The 20,362-nt window shown below is 75.2% G+C and carries 19 protein-coding genes; 13 read left to right on the top strand and 6 right to left on the bottom strand.

Annotated features, from left to right (window positions below; genetic code table 11):
* Positions 1-22 precede the first annotated feature (22 nt).
* The 3 genes from AB2U05_RS00905 to AB2U05_RS00895 all read left to right on the top strand — a co-directional run bounded on the left by AB2U05_RS00905 (position 23) and on the right by AB2U05_RS00895 (position 1,832).
* A complete protein-coding gene (locus tag AB2U05_RS00905; protein WP_369182100.1) occupies positions 23-781 on the top strand; it encodes a polysaccharide deacetylase family protein in 759 nt (252 codons plus the stop codon).
* Positions 782-792: 11 nt separating this feature from the next.
* Complete coding sequence (locus AB2U05_RS00900; RefSeq protein WP_369182099.1) at positions 793-1,122, top strand: deoxyxylulose-5-phosphate synthase; 330 nt, start codon at positions 793-795, stop codon at positions 1,120-1,122.
* Positions 1,123-1,229: 107 nt separating this feature from the next.
* Entirely contained in the window at positions 1,230-1,832 is a 603-nt protein-coding gene (locus tag AB2U05_RS00895; protein ID WP_369182098.1) for a hypothetical protein, read from the top strand.
* A gap of 42 nt (positions 1,833-1,874) precedes the next feature.
* Here AB2U05_RS00895 and AB2U05_RS00890 read toward each other — a convergent pair whose 3' ends face one another.
* From AB2U05_RS00890 to AB2U05_RS00880, 3 genes are all read right to left on the bottom strand, one after another.
* Positions 1,875-2,954, bottom strand: coding sequence for a glycosyl hydrolase (locus tag AB2U05_RS00890; RefSeq protein ID WP_045699616.1), 1,080 nt, complete (start codon positions 2,952-2,954; stop codon positions 1,875-1,877).
* Positions 2,955-2,970: 16 nt separating this feature from the next.
* On the bottom strand, positions 2,971-3,918 hold the full coding sequence (locus AB2U05_RS00885) for an NAD(P)-dependent oxidoreductase (RefSeq protein ID WP_045699618.1): 948 nt from the start codon (positions 3,916-3,918) through the stop codon (positions 2,971-2,973).
* A 79-nt stretch (positions 3,919-3,997) separates the two neighbouring features.
* Positions 3,998-5,122, bottom strand: a complete 1,125-nt coding sequence (locus AB2U05_RS00880) for a DegT/DnrJ/EryC1/StrS family aminotransferase (protein WP_369182097.1) — start codon at positions 5,120-5,122, stop codon at positions 3,998-4,000.
* Between the two features lie 352 nt (positions 5,123-5,474).
* Between AB2U05_RS00880 and AB2U05_RS00875 the strand changes: the two genes are divergently transcribed.
* The 9 genes from AB2U05_RS00875 to AB2U05_RS00835 all read left to right on the top strand — a co-directional run bounded on the left by AB2U05_RS00875 (position 5,475) and on the right by AB2U05_RS00835 (position 15,363).
* Positions 5,475-7,673: an MMPL family transporter gene (locus tag AB2U05_RS00875; RefSeq protein ID WP_045699623.1), complete on the top strand. Its 2,199-nt coding sequence runs from the start codon at positions 5,475-5,477 to the stop codon at positions 7,671-7,673.
* Positions 7,674-7,861: 188 nt separating this feature from the next.
* Positions 7,862-9,097, top strand: coding sequence for a sensor histidine kinase (locus tag AB2U05_RS00870; RefSeq protein ID WP_045699625.1), 1,236 nt, complete (start codon positions 7,862-7,864; stop codon positions 9,095-9,097).
* Positions 9,094-9,768, top strand: a complete 675-nt coding sequence (locus AB2U05_RS00865; protein WP_045699627.1) for a response regulator transcription factor — start codon at positions 9,094-9,096, stop codon at positions 9,766-9,768. The genes AB2U05_RS00870 and AB2U05_RS00865 overlap by 4 nt, the downstream gene beginning before the upstream one ends.
* Positions 9,769-9,890: 122 nt before the next feature.
* A complete protein-coding gene (locus AB2U05_RS00860) occupies positions 9,891-10,238 on the top strand; it encodes a PRC-barrel domain-containing protein (protein WP_045699704.1) in 348 nt (115 codons plus the stop codon).
* 76 nt (positions 10,239-10,314) lie between these two features.
* Positions 10,315-10,581, top strand: a complete 267-nt coding sequence (locus AB2U05_RS00855; protein ID WP_045699629.1) for a metal-sensitive transcriptional regulator — start codon at positions 10,315-10,317, stop codon at positions 10,579-10,581.
* Between the two features lie 306 nt (positions 10,582-10,887).
* Positions 10,888-12,321, top strand: coding sequence for an endonuclease/exonuclease/phosphatase family protein (locus AB2U05_RS00850; protein ID WP_045711707.1), 1,434 nt, complete (start codon positions 10,888-10,890; stop codon positions 12,319-12,321).
* A 14-nt stretch (positions 12,322-12,335) separates the two neighbouring features.
* The gene (locus tag AB2U05_RS00845; RefSeq protein ID WP_369182096.1) at positions 12,336-14,312 is read left to right on the top strand and encodes a phosphocholine-specific phospholipase C; all 1,977 of its coding nucleotides are present in this window, start codon (positions 12,336-12,338) and stop codon (positions 14,310-14,312) included.
* Positions 14,313-14,418: 106 nt separating this feature from the next.
* Positions 14,419-14,907, top strand: a complete 489-nt coding sequence (locus AB2U05_RS00840; protein WP_369182095.1) for a VOC family protein — start codon at positions 14,419-14,421, stop codon at positions 14,905-14,907.
* A 6-nt stretch (positions 14,908-14,913) separates the two neighbouring features.
* Positions 14,914-15,363 (top strand): SRPBCC family protein, encoded by a 450-nt coding sequence (locus AB2U05_RS00835; protein WP_045699634.1) that lies wholly within the window; start codon positions 14,914-14,916, stop codon positions 15,361-15,363.
* Between the two features lie 16 nt (positions 15,364-15,379).
* On the opposite strand, the gene AB2U05_RS00830 is transcribed toward AB2U05_RS00835, so the two are convergent.
* Positions 15,380-16,645 (bottom strand): aromatic acid exporter family protein, encoded by a 1,266-nt coding sequence (locus tag AB2U05_RS00830; RefSeq protein WP_045699636.1) that lies wholly within the window; start codon positions 16,643-16,645, stop codon positions 15,380-15,382.
* A 114-nt stretch (positions 16,646-16,759) separates the two neighbouring features.
* Positions 16,760-17,503, bottom strand: coding sequence for a polyprenol monophosphomannose synthase (locus AB2U05_RS00825; RefSeq protein ID WP_045699638.1), 744 nt, complete (start codon positions 17,501-17,503; stop codon positions 16,760-16,762).
* Positions 17,504-17,732: 229 nt separating this feature from the next.
* Here AB2U05_RS00825 and AB2U05_RS00820 point away from each other — a divergent pair, with 229 nt between their 5' ends.
* Positions 17,733-18,587: a hypothetical protein gene (locus AB2U05_RS00820; RefSeq protein WP_369182094.1), complete on the top strand. Its 855-nt coding sequence runs from the start codon at positions 17,733-17,735 to the stop codon at positions 18,585-18,587.
* Positions 18,588-18,602: 15 nt separating this feature from the next.
* On the opposite strand, the gene AB2U05_RS00815 is transcribed toward AB2U05_RS00820, so the two are convergent.
* Positions 18,603-20,111 carry a N,N-dimethylformamidase beta subunit family domain-containing protein gene (locus AB2U05_RS00815; RefSeq protein WP_369185870.1) on the bottom strand — a complete coding sequence of 503 codons (1,509 nt, stop codon included), beginning with the start codon at positions 20,109-20,111 and terminating at the stop codon, positions 18,603-18,605.
* Positions 20,112-20,362: the final 251 nt, after the last annotated feature.

Below are 20,362 nucleotides of genomic sequence, written 5' to 3'. Positions count from 1 at the left end.
GCCGCCCCGAGCCGCCCCGCGCATGGACGCACCCGTCAAGGCCCTCGCCCTCACCGCGGCCGCCGTCGAGCTCCTACACCTCGCCCCGGCCGCCGTCCGCCTGCCGCCGCTGCGCCGCACCCTGGCCCGCCGCACCGCCGGCCACGGCACGGACCCGGGCCACCTCGCGCTCACCTTCGACGACGGCCCCGACCCGCGCAGCACCCCGTACATCCTCGACGCGCTCGACGAACTCGACGCCCGCGCCACCTTCTTCCTGCTCGGCGCGATGCTCGACCGCGCCCCCGGGCTCGGCCGCGAACTCGTCCGGCGCGGCCACGAAGTGGCCGTCCACGGCTGGCACCACCGGCAGCAGTGGTACCCCGCCCCGGCCCGCGACCTGCGCGAACTGCGCCGCACCCGGGACGCCGTCACCGAACTCTGCGGCGCCCGGCCGCTCTGGTACCGCCCGCCGTACGGCGTGCTGACCGCCGGCCCGGCGCTCGCCGCCCACCGCCTCGGCCTGCGCAGCGTGCTGTGGACGGCCTGGGGCCGGGACTGGACGGCCGAGGCCACCGGCGCCACCGTCTACGCCACCGCCCGCCCCGGCCTCACCGGCGGCGCCACCCTGCTCCTGCACGACTCCGACTGCACCTCCGCCCCCGGTTCCTGGCGCGCCGCCCTGGCCGCGCTCCCCGCGATCGCCGCCCACTGCCGCTCCCGCGGCCTCGCCCTCGGCCCGCTGCGCGACCACGCCGTCCCGCTCCGAAAGCGGCTGGCACCCGCACCGGACGGCCCGTAGGCTCCGCTCCCATGGCCCACGCGAAGACCTCCTACGTCTGCCTGCCCTGCCGGGCCTCCTACAAGCAGCCCCACGACTCGTGGCGCGAACGGTTCTGCCCGCGCTGCGCCCGTCCGCTGTTCCACGCGGGCTCGGCCTTCGCCGCGCCCCGCCGCCGCGACACCGCCGCCTGGCGGACCCTGTCCGTGCTGCTGAACGCGGGCATCGGGTTCCACAAGACCTGCTGCGGCGGCCCGGGTTGGCGCCCCCGGACGGTGCGCGAGGTGCGGGAACGGCTGGCGTACGCCCGGGCCACCGGCGAGCCCGCCGACCGCGTGCTGACCCGGCCCGAACTCCCCTGATCCGACGAGCCGTTCGGGAACCGCCCGGTGCGGCCGACGCGTCGTCAGGGCGGACAGCGCACACCGGGGGCCCGGCCGGGCCCGGGGACGAATCGGGGGACATCCACGTGAACCACACCGCCGGCCGCAGCCGCGGACTCCTCGCCGTCGCGGCCGCCGGCCTCGCCGCCCTCGTCGCGGCCGGCTGCGGCAGCTCCGACTCCAAGTCCCCGGCCGCCGCCCCGACTTCCGCCGCCCCGACCCCGCCCGCCGCCGGGTCGCCCGCCGCCGCCCCCACCGGCGCCGACGCGACCACGGCCCCGGCGACGCCCTCCGGGGACCCCGCCGCCGTGCCCGCCCCCGGGGCGGCGAGCGGCGACAGCTCCCTGACCCTGACCGGATCGGGAGGCAGCGGCAGCTACGCGTACCGCCTGGTCAACTGCGTCGGCGAGGCCAAACCGACCGGCTGGCTGACGATCAGCCCGGTCCCCAGGGGCGACACCGTCGTGGTCACCGCGCTGGCGTTCAAGGACGGCCAGGCCGAACTGCTGCTGACCACCAAGGACGGCAACCGCATCACCACCTGGAAGGGCAAGGCGCCGGTCGGCGAGCACGCGAGCCGCACCGGCAACGCCGCCAAGCTCACCGGCCTGCCCGTCACGGACGACAAGGGCGCCACCGGCACCGTCAGCGGCACCCTGACCTGCGCCAACACCCTCGGCCTGCACTGACCGACCCCCGGCGACCGACCCCCGGCGCCGCCCCGGCCCCGGCTACCCCAGCCCCAACCGCCCCAGCGCCGCCCCGAACCCCGTCCGCCAGGCGTCCGGCGTGGCGCCGGGGGAGGGGGCCGGCCCGGGCCGGCCGAGGGCGGCGAGGGCGTTGCGGACCACCTCGGCCGGGCGGGCGGAGGCCACGTCCGCGTGGCCGAGCTCCAGCTCGTGCTGCAGGTTGTCCCGCCCGTGCCCCTGGACGACGTCGAGCAGCAGCAGCCGCCGCCCCAGGGCGCGGGCCTCGCTGCAGGTGTCCCCGGAGCTGGTGACCACCAGGTCGGCGGCCGCCATCAGCGCGGGCACCCGGTCGGTGTAGCCGAACGGCAGCAGCCGCGGCTCACACCGCGCGGCGGCCCGCAGCCGCCGTTCGAGCTCCCGGTTGCGCCCGGCGACGGCGAGTACGTGCGGCCCGGCGGCCGCGAGCGCGGCGGCGGTGCGGGCGAGCGGCCCGAGCCCCCAGGCGCCGGACATCAGCAGGACGCACCGGGCGTCCGCCGGCACCCCGAACTCGGCCCGGGCCGCGGCCCGTTCGGGCGGACGGTAGAACGGCGCGCGCAGCGGCGCGGGCAGGACGGCGACGGCGGCCTCCGGCCGGTAGCGGCGGACGGCGCAGGCGGCGACCTCGGAGGTGACGAGGAACAGGTCGGTGCCCTCCTGCACCCACAGCCGGTGCGGCGTCACGTCCGTGCAGAACACGACGTGCCGGAAGCCGTCCCGGGCGAGCGCGTTGACCGCGGAGGTCGCGGTGGCGAACACCGACACGACCAGCTGCGGCCGCCGCGCCGCCACCAACTCCCGCAGCGCCGGCACGAGTCGGGCCCGGGCGGCGGCGTCGGCGAGCAGCGCGATCCGGGCGCCGGGGCGCAGCGCCGAGAAGTGGAAGGCGTCGTACACGCCGGGCAGGTCGAGCAGCCGCCGGAAGACGGCCTCCCCGGCGGCGCCGGAGCGCTGCCCGAGCAGGGCCATCGCGTCGACGGTGTCGGTGGTCCAGCCGCGGTCGCGCAGGGTGTCCGCGCAGGCCTGCGCCATCACGTCGTGGCCCTGGCCGAGCGAGCCGGAGACCAGCAGGGCGTGCGGCACCGCGCGGGCCCCCGGATCAGTCGCCGAGGGCCCGGGCGGCCTGGTCGGCCCGGTACCAGTCGGCGTAACGCCGCACGCCCTCCGCGAAGTTGGTCCGCGGCGACCAGCCGAGCAGCCGCTTCGCCTGGGCGGAGGAGATCCGCCGGCTCGCGTAGTCGGCCTTGCGGCCGGGCACGTGCTCGATGGTGACGGGCCCGAGCAGGTCGTCGACGGTGTCGGCGATGCCGCGCACCGAGACGGCCGTGGAGCCCTCCAGGGCGAAGGTCTGGTCCTCGGCGGCGGGGGACAGGGCCCGTACGTGCGCGTCGGCGAGGTCCTCGACGTAGACGAAGTTGCGGCTCTGCCGGCCGTCGCCGGCGATGGTGATCGGCCGCCCGGCCAGCGCGGCCTGGACGAACCGGGCGACGACCAGCTCGTCGCGCATCCGCGGTCCGTACGGGATGCCGAAGCGCAGGATGGTGAAGTGCTGCCCGTACAGCTCGCGGTAGCTGTGCACCAGCATCTCGGCGGCGAGCTTGGTGGCCACGTACAGGTGGCCGCTGCGTTCCAGCGCGATCGGTGCGTGCTCGTCCAACTCCTGCTCTTCGCCGTCGAGTTGGGAGTCGGCCAGGGCGGCGCCGTAGACCCAGACGGTGCTGGCCAGGACGGTGCGGCTGAGGCCGCTGCGCCGGGCGGCCTCCAGGACGGCCTCGGTGCCGTCGATGTTGGCGCGCACGGCGCCCACCGGGTCGGCGGTGACCTGTTCGACGTCGGCCATCGCGGCGAGGTGGTAGACCACCTCGCTGCCGGCCAGCGCGGCGGTGAGGGCCGGCAGGTCGAGGACGTCGATCCGGGCGTGCTCGGCGTCGGGGTTGAGGTACTTGTCGGTGGTGTCCACGGCCAGCACCTCGTGCCCGGCCGCGATCAGGTGGTCCACGACGTGTGAGCCGATGAACCCGCAACCCCCGGTGACGGCTATCCGCACGGTCCTGCTCCCTTCGTTCCCCGCCGGTTCGTTCCCGCCGGTTCGTTTCCCGCCCGAGCGCCCTGCCCGAGCGCGCCGGCTAGCCGGCCGTCCGCCGGTGCACCGCCGAGACGGCCGCGATCACCTGCTCGGTCTCGTCCTCCGTCATGTCGGAGTGCACCGGCAGGCAGACCTGTCGGGCGCAGACGTCCTCGGCCACCGGCAGCGGCCCGCGCCGGTAGGGGGCGAGGACGGGCTGCAGGTGCAGCGGCAGGTCGTACACCTCGCCGGACAGCCGGACGCCGTGCTCCTCGGCGACGGCCCGCTTGAACGCGGCCCGGTCGGTGCCGGGCGGCAGCAGCGCCACGTACTTGTAGTAGTTGCTGCGGGCACCGGCCGGCTCGCGGACCGGCTCCAGGCCGTCGAGGCCGGCCAGCGCCTCGTCGTAGCGGCGGGCGACGGCCCGGCGGGTCTCGATGAACTCCTTGAGCCGGCGCAGGTGCACGGCGCCGGTGGCCGCGTGCAGCTCGCTCATCCGCCAGGCGTGGCCGAGCAGCACGTGGTGGTTGGTGGTGAACGAGCCCTTGCCCTGGTCGCGGTAGATCCGGGCCTCGTCGCGCAGCTCCGGCGACTCGGTGAGGATCATGCCGCCCTCGCCGCTGGTGGTGACCTTGGTCGGGTAGAACGAGAACGCCCCGGCCAGCCCGAAGGTCCCGGCGCAGCGCCCGCCGAGGCTGCTGCCGTGGGCGTGCGCGGCGTCCTCGACCAGCGGGATGCCGTGCCGGTCGCACAGCGCGCGCAGCTCCGCGACCCGCGGGGTGATCAGCCCGCCGATGTGGACCAGGACGACGGCGGCGGTGTCCGGGGTGAGCGCCGCCTCCAGGGTCTCGGGGGAGAGCGCCAGGGTCGCCGGGTCGACGTCGGCGAACACCGGCCGCCCGCCGGCGTGCAGGACGGCGCCGGCGCTCGCGTAGAAGGTGACGGCGGGCAGGACGACGTCGCGGCCGCGGACGTCGACGGTGCGCAGGATCACCTCCAGCGCGGCCGTGCCGCTGCTGACCGCGACGGCGTGCGAGGCGCCGTGCTCGGCGGCGAAGGCCTGCTCGAACCGCTCGGTCCACGGGCCGAGGGTGAGGGCGCCGGTGGTGAGCATCTCCGTCACCGCCTCGGCGACGGCCGCGCGGTCGTTCTCGTCGAACACGATGCGGGCGGCTGGAACGCCCATGGGACACCTCCGGCGGCGGGCTGGGGTCAGCACCGATCGGGGTCAGGTCGTACCGAACCGTCCGTCGGACGGTCGGGCCACAGTCACATCACGCTACTTCGCCCGACCGGGCCCGGCCCGTCGTCTCCCCCGCACGGGTGACGCGGGCCTCCCCTCCTCCGTGGGTACCGGTCGCCTACTGCGTCCGCAGTACGGCGGCGGTACGGAAACGGCCTGCGCAGGGACGACGACGCGGGCGGGGGCGGCGGCGAAGGATGGGACATGCTGCGGGCGGACCGCGCCGGGACCGGCGCCGGGCCGCTCGCGGCGCGTTTTCGAGACCGTGCACCGAACCCGAAGGAGGCCGCACCCCGTGGCCACGTTCCTGTACCGCCTGGGCCGATGGGCCTTCGCCCGGCGCAAGCTGGTGACCCTGCTGTGGGTCGCCGTGCTGGCCGTCTGCGGAGTGCTCGCGGCCAAGGCGCCAGCCGCCCCCGACGACGGGTTCGCGATGCCCGGCACCGAGGCGCAGCAGGCCTTCGACCTGATGAACGAGCGCTTCCCGGGCGGCCACGCGGACGGCGCCTCGGCGCGCCTGGTGTTCGTCGCGCCGGACGGCCAGAAGATCACCGCCGCGCCCAACCAGCAGGCCGTGCAGCGCACCGTCGCCGAGCTCGCGCACGCCGAGCAGGTCACCGGCGCGGTCGACCCGTTCCAGGCGCACGCCGTGTCCAAGGACGGCACCACCGCGTACGCGACGGTCAGCTACTCCGTGAAGGCCGGCAAGCTGTCCGACGGCGCCACCGCCGCCCTGGAGCAGGCCGCCCAGCACGGCCGGGACGCCGGGCTGAAGGTCGAGGTCGGCGGCACCGCGCTGATGGCCAAGCCCGAGGCGGGCGGCAGCAGCGAGGCGATCGGCATGGCGCTGTCCGCCGTCGTCCTGGTGATCACCTTCGGTTCGCTGGTCGCCGCCGGCCTGCCGCTGCTCACCGCCGTGGTCGGCGTCGGCCTCGGCATGTCGCTGATCACCGCGCTCGGCAGCACCCTCGGCCTGTCCAGTACCACCGGCACGCTCGCGATGATGCTCGGCCTCGCGGTCGGCATCGACTACGCGGTGTTCATCGTGTCCCGCTACCGCGCCGAACTGGCCGAGGGCCGCGAGCCGCTGGAGGCCGCCGGCCGGGCGGTCGGCACCGCGGGCTCGGCGGTGGTGTTCGCCGGCCTCACCGTGGTGATCGCCCTCGCCGGGCTCTCCGTGGTCGGCATCCCGATGCTCGCCAAGATGGGCATGGCCGCCGCCGGCACCGTGGTGATCGCCGTCCTGGTCGCGCTGACCCTGGTGCCCGCGCTGCTCGGCTTCATCGGCCGCCGGGTGCTGCCCCGCAAGGTCCGCAAGGCCGCCGAGGGCGCCGCGCGCCCGACCGGGGACAACGGCGGCGCCCGCTGGGCCCGGTTCGTGCTGCGCCGCCCGCTCGCGGTGCTGCTCGGCGGCGTGATCGCGCTCGGCGTGCTCGCCGCCCCGGCCCTGGACCTGAACCTCGGCCTGCCCGGCGACGAGGCCAAGCCCACCTCCACCACCCAGCGCCGCGCCTACGACCTGCTGTCGGACGGCTTCGGCCCCGGCTTCAACGGCCCGCTGACCGTCCTGGTCGACGCCAAGGGCGCGCCCGACCCGAAGGCCGCCGCGAGCGAGGTCGCCAAGACCGTCTCCGGCCTGCCCGGCGTGGTCACGGTGACGCCGCCGATGTTCAACAAGGCGGGGGACACCGCCCTGGTCAACGCGATCCCGGCGACCGGCCCGAGCGACGCCGCGACCAAGGACCTGGTGCACACCATCCGCGGCCACGCGGCCGGCCTGAAGACCGCCACCGGCGCGACCGTCCTGGTCAGCGGCACGACGGCGATGAACATCGACGTCTCGCAGAAGCTCAGCGACGCGCTGCTGCCCTACCTCGGCGTGGTCGTCGGCCTGGCCGTCCTCCTGCTGCTGCTGGTGTTCCGCTCCGTCCTCGTCCCGCTGAAGGCGGCGCTCGGCTTCCTGCTCTCGGTGGCCGCCGCGCTCGGCGCCGTCGTGGCCGTCTTCCAGTGGGGCTGGCTGGCCGACCTGATCGGCGTGCAGCAGACCGGCCCGGTGATGAGCATGATGCCGATCTTCATGATCGGCGTGGTCTTCGGCCTGGCCATGGACTACGAGGTGTTCCTGGTCACCCGGATCCGCGAGGGCTTCGTGCACGGCGAGAGCCCGGGCGAGGCGATCGTCACCGGCTTCCGGCACAACGCCCGGGTGGTCACCGCCGCCGCCTTCATCATGATCGCCGTCTTCGCGGGCTTCATCGGCATGAGCGAGCCGATGATCAAGATGATGGGCCTGGGCCTCGCCGCGGCCGTCGCCTTCGACGCCTTCGTGGTCCGGATGACGATCGTCCCGGCGGTGCTCGCCCTGCTCGGCCGCCGCGCCTGGTGGCTGCCGCGCTGGCTCGACCGGGCGCTCCCGGACGTGGACGTCGAGGGCAGCAAGCTGCACACGGCCGCCCCCGAACCGGAACCGGTCCGGGAGCCCGTCACCGTCTGACGCACCCGGGCCCCGTCCGGCCGATCCTGCCGGACAGGGCCCGGGCCACGGCCGGCTCGGAGGGACGTTCGAGCGCGGACCGTTACCGTTGCTGGAGGGGGCCGTCCCACCCGGACGGCCCCCGACCGGTGCGCCGCCCCTCCCCGGGGGCGCCACGGCCCGGAGACCACGACCCGGAGACCCCGACCATGAGCGACACCTGGCAGCGCCTGCGCCGCGGCCACCCCCGGCTGCTCGACACCGCCGGCGGAGCGGTCCTGCTCGTGTTCACCGCGCTCGGCGCCACCGTCGACCAGACCCAGGGCCACTACACCCTGCCCGACCCGGCCACCGCGGCGATCGCCCTGCTCTCCGCCCTCGCCGTGTTCGCCCACCGCCGCCACCCGCGCGCCGTCGTCGCCGTCACCCTGCTCTGCACCATGGCCCTCGCCCTGACCAGCCCCCGGCTCACCCCGATGCTGGCCACCCCGCTGCTGCTCGCGCTCTACTCCCTCGCCGTCCGCACCGACCGCGTCACCGCCCTGCGCGCCTCCATCGCCACCGCCGTCCTGCTCACCGGGATCACGCTGCTGTTCGGCCCCGGCGGCCCGATCGGCGAACGGCTCGGCGTCCTCGCCTGGGCCCTGCTGCCCGGCGCCCTCGGCGACTCCATCCGCAACCGCCGCGCCCACCTCGCCGCCATCGAGGAACGCGCCGAGCGCGCCGAGCGCACCCGCGAGGAGGAGGCCCGCCGCCGCGTCGCCGACGAACGCATCCGGATCGCCCGCGACCTGCACGACGTCGTCGCCCACCACATCGCCCTCGCCAACGCCCAGGCCGGCATCGCCGTCCACCTCATGGACAGCCACCCCGCCCAGGCCCGCGAGGTGCTCAGCCACATCACCGACGCCACCGGCTCCGCCCTCCAGGAGCTGCGCGCCACCGTCGGCCTGCTGCGCCGCGCCGAGGAGCGCGCCCCGCTCGAACCCGCCCCCGGCCTCGACCGGCTGCCCGAACTGATCAACAGCTTCGAGCGGGCCGGCCTGCCCGTGCGGCTCACCGTCGAGGGGGAGGCCCGGCCGCTGTCCCCGGGCGTCGACCTGACCGCCTTCCGGATCGTCCAGGAGTCGCTGACCAACGTCGCCAAGCACGCCCGCGGCGCCGACGCCGAGATCACCCTCGCCTACAGCGGCAGCCGGGTCGCGCTCAGCGTCGCCAACGGCCGTCCCGGCCCCGCCCGCCGGCCCGTCCCGCTGCCCCCGCCGGCCCCGGGCGAGAGCGGCTTCGGCCTGATCGGCATGCGCGAACGGGCCGGCGCGGTCGGCGGCCGGCTCAGCGCCGACCACCGGCCGGACGGCGGCTTCCTGGTCACCGCCGAACTGCCGCTGCGCACCGGCAGCCGCGACGCCCGCACCGCCCCGCACGAGAAGGACCACGCCGCATGACCATCCGCGTACTGCTCGCCGACGACCAGGCCCTGCTGCGCGGCGCCTTCCGGGTGCTGATCGACGCCGAGGACGACATGGAGGTCGTCGGCGAGGCCGCGGACGGCCGCGAGGCGGTCGAGCTCGCCCGCGCCACCCGGCCCGACGTCGTCCTGATGGACATCCGGATGCCCGGTGCGGACGGCCTCGGCGCCACCGCCGCCATCTGCGGCGACGAGGAGCTGTCCGGCACCCGGGTGCTCATCCTCACCACCTTCGAGATCGACGAGTACGTGGCCCAGGCGCTGCGCGCGGGCGCCGGCGGCTTCCTCGGCAAGGGCGCCGACCCGAAGGAACTGCTCGCCGCCGTGCGCACCGTCGCGGCCGGGGACAAGCTGCTCTCGCCCGCCGCCACCCGCGCGGTCATCGACCAGCTCCTCGCCCGGCCCGACCCGGCCGCCGCCGAGCCCGCCGAACGGCTCGCCGTCCTCACCGCCCGCGAGCGCGAGGTGATGGCGATGGCCGCCACCGGGCTCACCAACGAGGAGATCGCGGAGCGGATGTTCGTCAGCCCGTTCACCGTGCGCACCCACGTGCACCGGGCGATGGCCAAGCTCGACGCCCGCGACCGCGCCCAACTCGTCGCCATCGCCTACCAGTCCGGCCTCGTCCCGCCCGGCCGCCCGGCGTAGCCGGGGCCGTTCCGCGCGGCCCGCCCCCTTCCCCGCCGCGCGTCCGCGCCCGGAGCGGCGCAGGATGGGAGGGCCGGCGCAGGACCGGCGGCAGGCAGGAGGTCGGGCCCGTGGCGATCGCGATGGCAGACATCCGGGAGTGGCGCGGCCAGCCGGTGGTCGACGAGAAGGACCGCCGGATCGGCACGCTGGAGTCCGTCTACGTCGAGACGGCCAGCGACGAGCCGTTCTTCGCCACCGTGACGGTCGGTGTGCTCACCCGCCGCCGCCTGGCGTTCGTCCCGCTGCTCGGCGCCGTGGCGGGCCCCGGCTACCTGCGGGTCGCCTACCCGCGCAACCTGGTCCGGCAGGCGCCGGCGATCGGCACCGACGACGTCCTGCCCGCCGGGGACGAGCCGGCCGTGTTCGCGCACTACGAGCTGCCGTACGCGACCGGCGCCGGCGGCGAGCGCCGCCTGGCCCGCCGCTGAGCCGGGCTCCGGCCCGGAACGGATACCCCGCGGGGTACACTGGTCGCCGGAGAGTCGAGGCGAAAGGCGGCCCGGGATGCAGGTGGACGAGGAGTCGGTCGGCGCGGTCCTGAACCGGCTGCGCCGTGCGCAGGGCCAGTTGGCCGGTGTGATCGCGATGATCGAGGCGGGCCGTGACTGCAAGGACGTGGTCACCCAGCTCGCCGCCGTGTCGCGGGCACTGGACCGGGCCGGGTTCAAGATCGTCGCCAGCGGGATGCGCCAGTGCCTGGCCGCCGCCGACGAGGACGCCCCGCCGATGAGCGAGGCCGAGCTGGAGAAGCTGTTCCTGGCCCTGGCCTGACGGAACCGCCCGAAGGGCCGCGACGGAGTCCTCCGTCGCGGCCCTTCGCCGTGCCCGCCCCTTCCGCCGCCGGACGCCCCGCTCGTCGTCGTCACGTCCCGCCCCGCGCCGTGGAGTTCGCGAACCGCCCGACGCTCCGTCACGCACCGTTCACTCCCCGGTCGCTGGCCTTCGGATGAATGAGGCCCGCCCGTAGTTGTACAGCCAACTGCGGTGCTCCCTCCTCCCAGCCTCCGTGACCAGCCGCGCGCGGCCCCGGCGCCGTCCCCCCGGCGGACCGGGCCCCGGGCGGCGGACAGGACAACCGTGGCCGCAGGCAGCGCCCTGACCCTCACCAGCTCCGCCAACCCCGTCGAAGGCGACCGGCTCACCTTCCACTGGACCACCGACGCCCCCGACGCCAAGAACTGGGTCGGCATCTACGACGGCAGCCGCCAACCCGGCACCGGCTCCTCGCTGCTGTGGAAGTACACCCCCGACCCCTCCGGCGACGTCCAGCTCGACACCTCCGCGCTGACCGGCGGCCCGTACACCGCCTACCTGCTGGCCAAGGACGGCTACGGCGTCCTCGCCCGGAGCGCGCCGTTCAGCTTCCGGCCGAAGCCCGCCGTGATCCGCCCGCACGCCGCCGTGGACGCCCTCACCACCGCCCCCGTCGCCCCCGGCGCGCGCGTGACCGTCAAACTCGGCGGCCTGTGGTCCCGCCCGGCCGGCAACCCGCCCGGCTCCGCGACCTACCGCAAGCTCGGCGGCGCGGCCTGGGCCGCCGTCAGCCCGGACGGCACCCTCACCGGCACCGCCCCCGCCGCCGGCGCGAACCCGGAACTCGTCGTCGTCGGCGTCAAGGACGGCGCGGGCGCCACCGACACCGTCACCGTCCTCGTCCCGGTCGCCGACCCGGCCGCCCCGCCGCGCCTCAAGGTCGCGAGCTGGAACCTGCACGAGGCCGGCGCCGGCTTCACCGACGCCCTGGAGAAGCAGCTGCGCGTCGTCCTCGCCCAGGGCCTGGACGCGCTCGCCCTCCAGGAGACCGCCGGCGAGCGCGCGAAGACCCTGGCCGACGCGCTCGGCTGGTACGCCTACCAGAGCCCCGGCAGCGTCGGCATCCTCAGCCGCCACCCGCTCGCCGACGTCACCCCGGCGACCGCCGAACTGCCCGCCGCCGCGGCCACCCTGCAGCTGCCGGGCGGCCGCGCCGTCCGGTTCTGGGCCGCCCACCTCGACGAGGCCGGCTACGGCCCGTACGCCGTCCAGGACGGGCAGGGCGCCGCGCAGGTGGAGGCCGCCGAGCGGGCCTCGCTGCGCTTCCGGCAGGCCACCGCCCTGGCCGCCGCCGTCCGCGCGGACCTCGCCCGGCACCTGCCGGTGGTCCTGGCCGGAGCCCTCTCCTCGCCCTCCCACCTGGACTGGACGGCCGCCACCGCCGCCGCGCACCAGGGCGTCGGCCCGCTGAACTGGCCGGTCACCAGGGCACTCCAGGACGCCGGGCTGACCGACGCCTTCCGCGAGGAGCACCCCGACCCGGCCAAGGCGCCCGGGAACACCTGGTCGCCGACCCGCAAGCGGCGCGGCGACCGCCCGGAGCCGCAGGACCGCATCGACGCCGTTCAGTACGCCGGCCCGCTGAAGCTCGTCGAGGCGCACACGCTCGTCGCCGACTGGCCGCAGCCCGAGCCGAACACGGCCGCCAACCAGTGGCCCTCCGACACCGCCGCCGCCGTCGCCACCTTCCAGCTCTGAAAGGCCGGTCCGAGATGCCCGAGCTCTCCCGCCGCACCTTCGTCGGCGCCACCGCGGCCGCCGGCGCCACCGCCCTGACCGGCCTCGCCGCCACCCCCGCCGCGGCCGCCCGCCCGGAGGCCGAGCCCACCGGCACCATCAAGGACGTCAAGCACGTCGTCGTCCTGATGCAGGAGAACCGTTCCTTCGACCACTACTTCGGCACGCTGAACGGCGTGCGCGGCTTCGGCGACAAGCAGGCCCTCCGGTTCCCGGACGGCACCGACGTGTTCCGCCAGCCCGACAGCCGGCGCAGCGACGGCGGCGTGATGCTGCCCTACCGGATGGACACCTCGAAGTACAACGCGCAGAACGCCGGCGGCCTCGCCCACGACTGGGCGACCGGCCACCAGGCCATCAACGACGGCGCGATGAACAAGTGGGTCGCCGCCAAGGGCGAGCGCACCATGGGCTACTTCACCCGCGAGGACATCCCCTACCAGTACGCCCTCGCCGACGCCTTCACCCTCTGCGACGCCTACTTCACCTCGCTCGCCGGGCCCACCGACCCCAACCGCCTCTACCTGTGGACCGGCACCGCCGGCCCCGGCCGCGACGGCACCACCGGCCCGTGGATCGACAACACGCCGGTCACCGACAACCCGGTCGCCGACTGGACCACCTACGCCGAGCGCCTGCAGGCGGCCGGCGTCTCGTGGCGCGTCTACCACAACCCCAGCAAGGACGACCGCACCGGCGACTACGACGACAACGCGCTCTCCTACTTCAAGCAGTTCCACGCCTTCTCGCACGACGACCCGCGCTACGTCAACGCGATGACGAAGTTCGACCCCGCCGACTTCGACCGCCACTGCAAGGACGGCACCCTGCCGACGATCTCCTGGCTGGTCGCGCCCTACCTGTTCTCCGAGCACCCCGAGGCCGGCCCCGCCTACGGCGCGCACTGGGTCAACCAGGCGCTGCAGTCGCTGATGTCCAACTCGGAGGTCTGGCAGCACACCGTCTTCCTGGTCATGTACGACGAGAACGACGGCTACTTCGACCACATGGTCCCGCCCACCCCCGAGCCCGGCACCCCCGAGGAGTTCACCCACGGCCGCGCCATCGGCCTCGGCAACCGCGTCCCGCTCTGGGTGGCCTCGCCCTGGTCGCGCGGCGGCTGGGTCAACTCCCAGGTCTTCGACCACACGTCGGTGCTGCGCTTCATGGAGCTGGTCACCGGGGTCGCCGAGCCGAACATCTCCGCCTGGCGCCGGGCGGTCTGCGGCGACCTCACCAGCTGCTTCGACTTCGCCGCCCCGGACCACTCGATCCCGTCCCTGCCCGACACCAACGCCCTGATGGCCAGGGCCGACGCGGGCACCAAGCTGCCCGGCGTCGCCCTGCCGGCCGCCGGCGCCCAGTCGATGCCCGTCCAGGAGCGCGGCGAGCGCCCGCACCGCCCCCTGCCGTACCAGCCCTGGGCCGACGTCGAGGTGGACCGCAGGACCGGCAAGGTCACCTGCACGATGAGCAACGACGGCTCGGTCGCCTTCCCGTACACCGTCTACCCCAACATCGCGCTGCCCTTCGTCGGCACCCCGTACACCGTCGCCCCCGGCGCGACCGCCCGCTACGTCTGGAACGCCGCCGACACCTCCGGCCGCTACGACTTCAGCGTGCACGGCCCGGACGGCTTCGTCCGCCGCTTCGCCGGCACCGTCGTGCGCGACGGGCAGGACGGCCAGAACGACGTCGGCGTGCCGATCGTCACCGCCGACCTGCGGGGCAACCTGCGGCTCACCCTCCAGGTCGCCAACGACGGCCTGACCGACGTCGCCTTCACCGCCGCGCCCAACGACTTCGCGGGCACCGCGCGGACGGTCTGGGTCAAGCCCGGCAAGCAGACCGAACTGTCCTGGCCGCTGGACAAGCAGGGCCGCTACGACGTCACCGTCACCGCGCACACCGGCCTGCGCTTCGCCCAGCGCTACGCGGGCTGGGTGCACTGAGCCCTCCGGCTCGGCCGACGCCGCGTCAACCGGCCGGGGGCGCCGATCCGGTGACCCCCGGCCGTGGCGGGGCCGCACTGTCGGACCCCGGCGCTACGGTCTGCCCATGCAGAAGATCGCCACCTTCCTCTGGTTCGACGGACAGGCCGAAGAGGCCGCCACCTTCTACACCTCGCTGTTCCCCGACTCCCGGATCACCCAGGTCGCCCGCTACCCCGACACCGGCGCGGGCGAGAGCGGCCCGGGCGAGCCCGGCTCGGTCATGACCGTCTCGTTCGAGCTCCTCGGCCGCGAGTACGTCGCCCTCAACGGCGGCCCGGTGTTCCACTTCAACGAGGCCGTCTCGCTCCTGGTGGAGTGCGACGACCAGCAGCAGGTCGACGACCTGTGGGCCAAGCTCACCGCGGACGGCGGCGAGGAGAGCCAGTGCGGCTGGCTCAAGGACCGCTACGGCCTCTCCTGGCAGATCACCCCGCGGATCCTGCTCGACCTGGTCGGCGGCGAGGACCGGGAGAAGGCCGCACGCGTGTTCGCCGCGATGATGCGGATGCGGAAGATCGAGATCCAGCCGCTGCTCGACGCGGCCGAGGGCTGAGCCGTCGTGGCCGCACTCACCCACCGCAGCATCGTCTACCTGCGCGCCACCCCCGAGCGGGTCTGGCACGCCCTCACCAACGCCGACGAGTCCGGCCTGTACTGGGGCCACCGCAACGTCTCCACCTGGCTGCCCGGCACCCCCTGGGAGCACCAGCGGACCGACGACTCCGGCATCGCCGACGTGATCGGCCTGGTCGAGGCCGCCGACCGCCCGCACCGGCTGGTCACCACCTGGGCCGGCCCCGAGGAGGAGCGGGCCGGCGGCCCGTCCCGGGTCACCTTCGAGCTGCGGCACTGGCAGGACCTCACCCGGCTCACCGTCACCCACCAGAACCTGCCAGACGAGGCCGCGCGGCTGGACGCGGAGCAGGGCTGGTCGGCGGTGCTGTCCAACCTGAAGACCTACCTGGAGACCGGCCACCCGCTCCCGCAGCAGCCCTGGCTGATGCCCTGAGCGTTCCCCTGCGGACTCAGCGCCCGGCGTCCGACGCCGGGCGCTCTCCGTCGCCGCCACCCCGCTCGCCGCGGAGCAGTCCGCGCAGCCGGGCGAAACGGGAGAACCGCTCCCGGCTCGCCACCGACGCCCGGTCCAGCTCCTCCATCAGCCGCCGGCTGCGGTGGTCGAGGTCCAGCTCGTCCAGGATCCGGTCCACCTCGGCCAGTATCGACCCGTGCAACTGCCACGCCTCCGGATGCTCCTGCACCTTCCGCAGCAGCACCTGGGCGACGTTCTCCCGGCACGCCCAGGCCGCCGCCAGCTCGGCGGCCAGCCGCTGCTCCGCCTCCTCCGCGTCCCGGCTGACCTGGGTGGTGACCAGCACCGCGAAGCTCACCATCGCCCCGCCCACGTGCGCGAACAGTTCCTCCAGGACCACCGCGACGTCCGGCGGGAACAGCCGCTCGCCCGGCCCGCGCCGCTTCGCCAGGTCGGTCAGCGACCGGGCCAGCACCCGGATCACCACCACGCAGATCTCCAGGGTGTCCAGCCCGGTGCGCAGCACCAGCCGGGACAGCAGCCCCTCGCTGATCCGCGGATTGAACCGCAGGCTGTCCTCGGCCTGGCGCATCGCCGCGTCCACCTCCGCGATCGCCTGGTCCAGCCGGCGCGCCTCGTGCAGCCGCTCGGCGGCCCGGGCCACCGGGATGGGTCGGCCCAGCTCCTCGGCGAGGTCCAGCAGCAGCTGCCGGGCCCGCCGGGCCAGCCCCTCGACGGCCTCCCCGGCGGTGTCCACCCACACCGGCGGGGCGAACACCAGGTTGAACACCAGCCCGGCCGCGGCGCCGATCAGCGTCTCCAGCACCCGGTCCCAGGCCTGCGAGGCGAGCTTGGTGACGCCCAGGATCAGCATCGCGCTGATCGCGACCTCCTGGACGAACTCCTCGACCCGGACGAACCGGCCGATCACCAGCGAGGCCAGGATGACCAGCCCGAGGCTCCACCAGGACAGCCCCACCACGGCGCTGAAGCCGATCGCGATCAGCACCCCGACCACCACCGAGTTGACCCGGCGGATGCTGGTCTTGAGCGTCGAGTAGACGGTGACCTGGACGACCAGCAGCGCCGTCAGCGGCGCCGTGAGCGGGGCGGGCTCGCTGCTGAGCCGGGTCGCGACGGCGTAGGCGAGGGTGGCGGCCACCGTCGCCCGCACGGTCTGGACGACGAAGGGCTCGCGGGCGCCCCGGCGGACCAGGGCCGTGACGGACTCCGGGACGATCGACTCCGGGACGAGGGCCATGAGGCCCTTCTTTCCCCGCGGGCGCCGTTCACACCGCCGCCCGGCCCGCGCACTACCCGGACGAGCGGCGTCCGGACGGCTGTGGGGGGCCGGGTCGCCCGGCCCCCGGCCCGGTCAGCCGCGCCGGTCGCCGCGGTCGAAGCGCAGCTTCCACGGCGCCAGCGCCGACTCGACCTGTACGGCGAGGCTCATCTTCGAGGCGCCCTCGATCCGCTCCTCGAAGCGGATCGGCACCTCGCGGATCGTCATGCCGCGCCGGACGGCGCGGTAGTTCATCTCGACCTGGAACGAGTAGCCGTTGCTCCGCACGCTCGGCAGGTCGATGGCCCGCAGGGTGTCCGCCCGCCAGGCCTTGAACCCGGCGGTCGCGTCCCGCACGCCCAGCCCGAGGATCGCGTTGACGTAGAAGTTGGCCCAGGCGGAGAGCGCCTTGCGGTGCCACGGCCACTCGGCGGCCGTCGAGCCGCCGGGCACGTAGCGGGAGCCGAGCACCACGGCGGTGTCGCCGGTCAGCAGGGCGTCCACCATCGCCGGTATCGCCGAGGCCGGGTGCGAGAGGTCGGCGTCCATCTGGACGACGACATCGGCGCCCTCGTCCAGGGCCCGGGCCATGCCGGCCAGGTAGGCGCGGCCGAGGCCGTCCTTCTCGGTGCGGTGCAGCACGCCGATCGTGCCGCCGGCCTCCGCGGCCAGCTTCTCGGCGACCTCGCCGGTGCCGTCCGGGGAGCTGTCGTCCACCACCAGCAGGTGCAGGTTGGGCACCGGGAGGTCCGCGAGGAGCCCCGCCAGGACCGGAAGGTTCTCCCGTTCGTTGTACGTGGGGACGACGACAACGACCTTGGGGGAGGCCTCGACCATGTTCTGTTTCCCTCGTGCCCTCTCCGGCCGGCTGCCCGGCCAGGCCGGTCGGTAGTCCGCGACGACCTGCGCTCCAGTAGACCGTGTGAGTGTATCCGCGCGCTTCACCCCCGCCCGCCACGGGTACCGCCAGGCCCCCCACGGGGGCGGCCGTCGCAGGGCGGTTCGACTGCGAGGTGTGGGTGTGGCAACCTTCCCCGGTTCGGATCGACACCCCCGGGGAGCCTCCTTGACCATCCGCCGCACCACCGCCGTACCGGTCCTCGCCGCCACGGCGCTCGCGCTGACCGCCCTCACCGGCTGCGGCTCCGGCGGCTCCGGCGGCTCCGCCCCGGCGGCCGCCGTTGGGACGGCCTCGGCATCGGCCTCGGCCTCGGTGTCCGCGACCGCGACCGCGTCGGCGACCGCCGCGGCGGTCGGCGCGCCCGCCGGTGCCGACGGCGCGTTCGACCCGGCGGTCGCGATAGCCCACCGCTCCCGCGAGCCGTACGCCGCGAACGTCGTCCTGGTCTCCGAGACCGGGGAGGGCGACCAGCAGGTGCGGATCACCGTCACCGGCCGGATGAACTACTACACCCCGGCCCGCGGCGCCCGCACCGAGGGCAAGACCGTCATGGGCGGAGCGCTGGTGCTGAACTGGATGGAGACGCTGACCGCGGACGGCGTCGGCTACCACCGGGACAAGGCCAAGGGCGAGACCAAGTGGACGAAGGACCTGCAGAGCGGGGAGGGCGCCGACGCGAACGGCGAGCAGGTCGCCGGCTACGCCAAGGCCCTGCTGGAGACCGGTCCCGCCGCCCGCAAGGGCATGGAGACCGAGTTGGGCCTGCCGGTCTTCCACCTCGCCGGCCGGCTGACGATGGACCAGGTGCGCGAGGCGGACCCGTCGAACGCCGCGCGGATGGCGGCCCAGGGCGTGGACGGGGTCGACTGCGAGCTGTGGATCGACCGGCTCGGCCGGGGCGTTCGCGGCGTGCAGTCGATGGTGGTCAACGGCAAGACGGTCGTGACGAAGGACCAGTACTCGAACTTCGGCCCGGCGGACACCTTCGCCGCCCCGCTCCCGGGCGAGATCGCCCCGTGACCGGTTGAGTGCCGGTCAGGACGCGCCGTAGACCGCCGCGAGGTTGTCCCGGGCCGGGCGGGTGCGCCCGGCCGGCCCGGCGGCGAAGGCGCGCAGCACGTTCTCGGTGACCCTGCGCACCAGGTCCCCGGCGTGCGAGTCGATCCCGTGGTCCGCCCTGCCGCCGCCGGGGCCGTTCGCGTCCAGGGCCTCCACCCAGCGCATCGTCCCGCTGGCGAACACCCCGGCGCCGCTCGGCACCGTGTAGTAGGCGGTGTCGGAGTGCGAGCGGCGGCCCTCGCAGACCACGGGGGAGTGCGCGACGACCTCGATCGGGCGCGGGGTCGGGAAGCCGGTGTCGACCCGGTCGTACTCGACGCCGACCAGGTGCGGGAACGACGCCCCGGCCGTCACGCCGGTGCCCTCGAAGAGCCAGTGCTCCGGCGAGGTGACCACGTACGGGGCGTCCACCGGGTAGCCGTCGTAGATGACGCCCAGCAGCGCGCTCTCCGGGTCCGCGCCCGGGCCGGCCCGGAAGTCGGTGGTCGCCGGCGCGCCGGCCTGGTGGCCCGGGTCCTGCGCCCAGGCGTCCTTGTAGCAGACCACCGCGCGGTCCGGGCCCAGCCCGGTCGGCTCGAAACGCACCCGGCGGAAGCAGCAGTTGGCACCCAGCACCGCCAGGTTCGTCCCGGCGTCGCGGGCCGCCGCCACGTTGGCGCGCTGCTCGGGCGACCAGTACTCGTCGTGGCCCAGGGACAGGACGGCGCTCGCGCCCTTGAGCAGGCCGGGTTCGCGGGCCACGTCGATCCCGGTGGTGTACGCCAGCTCCAGCCCGAGCTTCTCGGCGAGCGCGACCAGCGGCGCCTCGTACACCAGGAACAGCCCGGCGCCGTGGTCGTAGTCGTACGGCCGGTCGAAGACGACCGTCAGCGAGCGGGTCGCCAGGGTGCCGGTCGGCCCGTTGTAGAGGCTGTGGCCGCCCCACTCGTTGTAGGCCTGCCAGGTGGCCGGGGCGCTCATCACGACGGTCCGGCCGGCCGTGACGGCGGAGCGGACGGTGAGCGGGACGTAGCGGCGGCCGGAGCCGTCCTCGGCGTCCAGGCGCAGCAGGTACGCGCCCTCGGGCCAGCCGGCGGTGTCCACGGCCAGGGTGCGCTGCCAGCCGGTGAGCACGGTGCGGGTGGCCCGGTCCACCTGCGGGGCGGCCTGCCGGGTGCCGGGGACGTGCTCGCGCCGCCAGACCAGGCGGGCGCGGGCCCCGCCGTACCAGCCCATCCGGTAGGCGGAGACGGTGAAGGCGGGGGCGCCGGTGGACACGTGCAGGCCGAAGGGCTCGCCGGGCAGCACGCTGACCCGGTCGGCGAAGCCCTCGATCGCGTCGGCCGGGCCCGGGTCGGTGATCTCCCAGCCGGGCGTGCCGGGCAGGGCGCGCTCGTCGGGTTTCCCGGCGTCGCCGGCCGGGCGAGCGGTGGCCGGGTGGTCGAGGCTGGGCGCGGGCGCGTGGGCCGACGGGTGGGCGCCGCACGAGGTGGCGGCGGCCGCCATCAGACCCAGGCCCAGAATCCCCCGCCGGCTCGGCTCCGCCACCGTGTCCTCCCGCTGTCGTTGCTTGTCGCTAGGTGCGCCGGTGCGCTCACCGAGTCGACCGCGTCAACTGATCGCGTCAAGGCGCCGGCACATCCTTACCCCTTTCGGGCGGTACGACCCGACCGCCGCGCCGGGTGGCCGACCCGGCCGAGCCGATCCCGCCGGCGCAGAGAGCCGTTCGGGCGGAGCACAGGCGTGTCCGCCCCGTG

This window comes from Streptomyces sp. Y1, assembly GCF_041053115.1.
GTDB classification, from domain to species: domain Bacteria; phylum Actinomycetota; class Actinomycetes; order Streptomycetales; family Streptomycetaceae; genus Kitasatospora; species Kitasatospora rubellomurina.
This window is presented reverse-complemented; position numbering and strand designations above follow the sequence as displayed.

What these genes read in the sequence shown, in the direction of transcription:
- AB2U05_RS00815 (WP_369185870.1), bottom strand. Translation starts at nt 20,111, where the DNA reads ATGGCGGCCGCCGCCACCTCGTGCGGCGCCCACCCGTCGGCCCACGCG.
- AB2U05_RS00880 (WP_369182097.1), bottom strand. Translation starts at nt 5,122, where the DNA reads ATGGGCGTTCCAGCCGCCCGCATCGTGTTCGACGAGAACGACCGCGCG.
- AB2U05_RS00830 (WP_045699636.1), bottom strand. Translation starts at nt 16,645, where the DNA reads ATGGCCCTCGTCCCGGAGTCGATCGTCCCGGAGTCCGTCACGGCCCTG.
- AB2U05_RS00900 (WP_369182099.1), top strand. Translation starts at nt 793, where the DNA reads ATGGCCCACGCGAAGACCTCCTACGTCTGCCTGCCCTGCCGGGCCTCC.
- AB2U05_RS00840 (WP_369182095.1), top strand. Translation starts at nt 14,419, where the DNA reads ATGCAGAAGATCGCCACCTTCCTCTGGTTCGACGGACAGGCCGAAGAG.
- AB2U05_RS00865 (WP_045699627.1), top strand. Translation starts at nt 9,094, where the DNA reads ATGACCATCCGCGTACTGCTCGCCGACGACCAGGCCCTGCTGCGCGGC.
- AB2U05_RS00855 (WP_045699629.1), top strand. Translation starts at nt 10,315, where the DNA reads ATGCAGGTGGACGAGGAGTCGGTCGGCGCGGTCCTGAACCGGCTGCGC.
- AB2U05_RS00825 (WP_045699638.1), bottom strand. Translation starts at nt 17,503, where the DNA reads ATGGTCGAGGCCTCCCCCAAGGTCGTTGTCGTCGTCCCCACGTACAAC.
- AB2U05_RS00860 (WP_045699704.1), top strand. Translation starts at nt 9,891, where the DNA reads ATGGCAGACATCCGGGAGTGGCGCGGCCAGCCGGTGGTCGACGAGAAG.
- AB2U05_RS00905 (WP_369182100.1), top strand. Translation starts at nt 23, where the DNA reads ATGGACGCACCCGTCAAGGCCCTCGCCCTCACCGCGGCCGCCGTCGAG.
- AB2U05_RS00870 (WP_045699625.1), top strand. Translation starts at nt 7,862, where the DNA reads ATGAGCGACACCTGGCAGCGCCTGCGCCGCGGCCACCCCCGGCTGCTC.
- AB2U05_RS00845 (WP_369182096.1), top strand. Translation starts at nt 12,336, where the DNA reads ATGCCCGAGCTCTCCCGCCGCACCTTCGTCGGCGCCACCGCGGCCGCC.